The organism is Chryseobacterium indologenes (assembly GCF_001295265.1).
GTDB classification, from domain to species: domain Bacteria; phylum Bacteroidota; class Bacteroidia; order Flavobacteriales; family Weeksellaceae; genus Chryseobacterium; species Chryseobacterium indologenes_A.
Map to the genome: position 1 here is coordinate 1 of NZ_LJOD01000037.1, position 4,651 is coordinate 4,651.

General features: G+C 38.9%; 3 protein-coding genes. All 3 read left to right on the forward strand.

The features are described 5' to 3' along the window. Nucleotides 1–367: T9SS type A sorting domain-containing protein (locus tag AOB46_RS22410; RefSeq protein ID WP_131724451.1), on the forward strand; the 367-nt coding region annotated here is incomplete at its 5' end. A gap of 7 nt (nt 368–374) precedes the next feature. Then, nucleotides 375–3,788, forward strand: a complete 3,414-nt coding sequence (locus tag AOB46_RS22415; protein ID WP_062703598.1) for a hypothetical protein — start codon at nt 375–377, stop codon at nt 3,786–3,788. 109 nt (nt 3,789–3,897) lie between these two features. Then, a partial coding sequence (locus AOB46_RS22420; protein ID WP_241489273.1) for a DUF6443 domain-containing protein occupies nt 3,898–4,651 on the forward strand: 754 nt, incomplete at its 3' end.

Consider the following 4,651-nt stretch of genomic DNA (forward strand, 5'->3'; position numbering starts at 1 on the left):
GCTTTCAGATATAAAGTTAAACAGAGACGGTTCCATTATTCTTGCCGGAACCAGTGCGGAAGAGCTCGGAAAAGAGAACTGGAAGATCGTGAAGCTGGGAGACAGCCAGATCGATAAGCTGATTCAGAAACAGGACATCAAAATCTACCCGAATCCAGTCTCCGATTATGCCTATGTAGAAATAGGCATGGATTTCAAAGAAGCCGATATCCTTGTATATGATATGGGAGGAAGACAGCTTCAGAGTGTAAAAACGAAAAATAAAGTCACTAAAATTAATACCCAGCCGCTGGTTCAGGGTGCTTACCTGGTAGTGATTAAAACCGATACGAATCAAACAGCCAATGCAAAACTGATAAAAAAATAATAATGTGATGAAAAAAAATATAACCAGTTTGTTCTTCTGCTTATCCATAGGTACCGCAGTTGCACAAACTTCAACAAGCGGGCAGTCAACGCTTCCTAATATTATCCCTCCCTCAGCGGAATCCTATAAACTTGGGACATTTGGGAATATTCCGGTAAGTTTATTTACAGGAAATGCGAATGTAAATATTCCATTAACCTCTTATGAAACAAAGAACATCAAGCTTCCAATCACACTCAGCTATTCTTCCAATGGAATAAAAGTAGATGATATGAATGGTTCTACCGGATTAGGTTGGACACTTAATGCAGGAGGCGTGATTACAAGAATCATAAGGGACCTTCCGGATGAAGATAACCAATCCGCTACAATAGTTCCTGAAAATATTGATGGTTTGGGAGTGAATCATCCTACAATAATGCAGTTTTTTCAGGATGCATCTTATGGAGACGTTGATACAGAGCAGGATTTGTATATGGCTAACTTTAATGGTATACAGATCAAATTTGTCTTTAATAGAAAAGGAATCCCTGTAATCTACTCACAAAAAGATGTTATTATTGAAGGTAAATCTGGTGGTCCGTCATTTACCATTACAACAGATGATGGTATGAAATATTATTTTACAGATGAGGAAACTACCTCAAACCGGACTTCAGGAGATGGACATTCTATGATGTCTGTTTCCGCTTCGGCCTGGTACCTCACCAAGATTGAAGATATTGCGACAGGAGAAACTGTATTTATTGAAAATGCAGATGGTGGATATTCTACTACCATCAGCCAGTCCCAGACATTATCTTATACTTCTCCAACAGGAGGGACAATGTATTCCGGTTGTGGAAACCCTCCATTTATACGCTATCCACAGGTGAGCGAATTGATTAGCCATAATCAGACAGTAAATGGAAAACAGATTAAAAGAATATATAGCAGCAATCCGGCTTATGGCGAAATCCTGTTTGATTACACCCAATATTCGCAGAATACGGATTTTAAAAGCTTAACCAGAGTGGTGAAAAAATTGGGTAATATTATCATCAACAATATTGATCTTACTTATAATTTTACCGGAAACAAAAGATTATTTCTGACTTCTGTAAATGATAATATTCCAAAAGCGCTTCACCAGTTTGAATATATCAATCCGCAGGAATTTCCAGTCAGGCTCGCTTTCAGTAAAGACGCATGGGGATATTATAATGGAATCCCCTACAATACTAATCTCGTTCCAAAAATAGACAAGTTGACTAATTGGGCTAGCTATCAGGGAGCTATCACAGCTGTGATACCGGAAAAAACGGAGATTGGGATGCTGAAAAAAATCATTTACCCGACTAAAGGATCCTCAGAATTTTTTTATGAAAACCATACCAAGATAGAGAAAAATGCACTCCTTAGCGAAGCAGAATTCACAGGAGTACAAATAAAAGCTACCAGTGATGATAATAATACAAACGTCACAAATTCTGTTACTTTCACTCCGATTAAATCAGAGGAAATAAGGTTGGGAGGTGGAGCCTCTTTCAATAGTCAACAATGTGACTCTAATGATAACGTACCTGGTAAACATAGAGCAGTTGCTAATTTGCGGAAAGCAAATGGGCAGCTGGTTGAGCTGTACAGCAAAAGCCCATCAGGTGTTGTGAGTAATATAGGAGTTTCTGCAACCTTCCCTGGTCTTGTTGATAGTTTCTATGCCTATGCACAAAAAGATGAACCATTAACACTTTCTTTACGAACTCTTTTTGTTTGTGTTCGATCTACTGTAGCTGCTACCTATACCGAGAAAGAAGCTGTTTATGGTGATAAAGTTGTGCCGATAGGTGGGCTGCGAATTGCCAGAATTGTAGATACTACGGAAAATGGAATGGCTACTACAAGAAAATTTGTTTATAAAGATTTGAACGAGCAAACAAGTGAAGCTGAAATTGTAAGAACACCTGAGTTTGAAGAAATAGTCAGGGAGACAAGGATTTGTTATACTTATAATCACAATCTCGGCGTTAATGTACCTAATGGTGTTGAACGCTTTCCTTATTATGCCGTTACCTCTTCAAATATTAACCAGCTTTATGCGACTCATCCCAATGTTTTCTATAAAACAGTGCAGGAAATTGTTGAAGGAAAATCCAATATCATCCATAAATATTCAACAGATACCGATGTGTTCGGAAATGTACTGTACGGAAATAATATCCGGAATTCCCAATGGACAAATGCAGGATGGAAAAATGGCAGGGAAATTTTCACAAAATATTTAGATGGTAACAACAATCTGGTGAGAACGGTTGAGATGAATTATACAGAAGACCCAAGCAGAAAATATCAGGTAGATGGCTTTAGCATCCGTAAAAATTATGATAATCCACTTACACAGAATGTAAGTAAAACCTGTAAAGCAGAAGATGTTACAAGGGTTACCGATGTTACATACTGCAGTACGAGTCACAACCATAAATATCCTAGTGTATGGTCCAAAAACTGTGTTGCAATTGGAGCAAATAATGTTACCCAGCAGTATAAAGATATCTGCTATGGAAAAGCCGTTGGAGAAGTGATTGCTTTTGATGATTATCTGGATAACCTCGATATTATGCAGTATAAGAATATCTCTTATTTTGAATACCTGAAGTCTCAGAAAATAACAGACTATCTGAATGGGAAAGAAATGAAGACTGAAACAGAATATTTTTATACTAATCCCAGCCATACACAGCTTAATAAAAAGAAAACCATACATCCTGATCTTTCTGTTGATGAAATATCCTATCAATATGCACTTGAAAAAGGCAACCAGCTGATGATTGACAAAAACATGGTAAGTATTCCCCTGGAAACGCAGGTTACACAGACTACGGGAAATACCACCAAAATATTGTCCAAGACAGAAACCATTTATCCTTCGGCATTGCCGCATGCTGTCGCCGGAAATCTTGTGCTGCCATTGTCGCTTCAGTCTTATAATATGCAGACCCCAACAGAAGCTCAGACAGAAGTAACATATGACCGCTATGATGATAAAGGAAATATTCTGCAATACACCACTAAAGATGGCGTTCCGGTAAGTGTGGTGTGGGGCTATAACAAAACGCTGCCTATTATTAAAATTGAAGGGATTGCGTACAGCCAGATTGAAAATATGATTTCAACGTATATAGCCGATTCTGATGCAGATGCATTGGATCCTACTAAAGAACCATTGCTGCTTATCGGTTATCAAAGACTTCGGAAAGATTTGTCTCTGGTTGGAAAACTCATTACTACTTACAGCTATGATCCGCTGATTGGAGTAACCAGCATTACACCACCATCAGGAATCCTTGAGAAATATGTTTATGACACAGCTAACAGACTTCAGAAAGTAGAGGATCTTAACGGCAGAATCATCAAAGAATACCAATACCACTATAAAAACTAATAACGATGAAAAAATATATTATCCCGATAGGCACATTGCTGCTCTCAGGTCTGGTTATATTGATGGTCTGGGAAGACCCAAACAAGTCGTTAATGTAAAAGCTTCTCCACTGGGAAAAGACGTGGTTACCCATATCACCTACGATGAGTTTGGCAGGCAAGTAAAAGACTACCTTCCTGTTCCGCAGAGTGGAACGTTAAACGGGGGTATTGTTCCCAATCCTCTGGCCAATGCTTCAAGCACACCTTATGGATCAGAAAAGATCTATGCGGAGAAAGTATTGGAAAACTCCCCTTTAGACCGTATTCTTGAGCAGAAGCAGGTGGGTACAGCCTGGGAAGGGAAGTCTGTTAAATTCGATTATGATGCCAATGTTCATGAAGACTATGTAAGGAAATACGAAACCACCACCACATGGACGGAAGGCAGGACCCAGACCTCTGTCCAGCTTTTACAGTATTTTGGTCCTTCACAGCTGTATAAAAATACCGTTACCGATGAGGACGGGAATAAAACCATAGAATTTAAAAACGGAAAAGGGCAGGTTATTTTAGTCAGGAAGGTTTTAAATGCCTCAGAAAATGCCGATACCTATTATGTGTATAATGAATATGATCAGCTGGCTTTCGTTATCCCTCCACTCATTACGACATGGACCACTTTGGATGAAACTACCCTGAATAACCTCTCTTATCAATACCGTTATGATGGTAAAGGCAGGCTGGTAGAAAAGAAGCTTCCCGGAAAAGGCTGGGAATATATGGTATACGATAAAGCAGATAAGCTGATTCTTACCCAGGATGCCAATCAAAGAACTTCGTTCAGCTGGATGATTTATAAATATGATGCATGGGGAAGGCCTA

Bases quoted from the DNA above. Each gene is read 5' to 3' on its own strand.
- AOB46_RS22415 (WP_062703598.1), top strand. From the start codon at position 375: ATGAAAAAAAATATAACCAGTTTGTTCTTCTGCTTATCCATAGGTACC.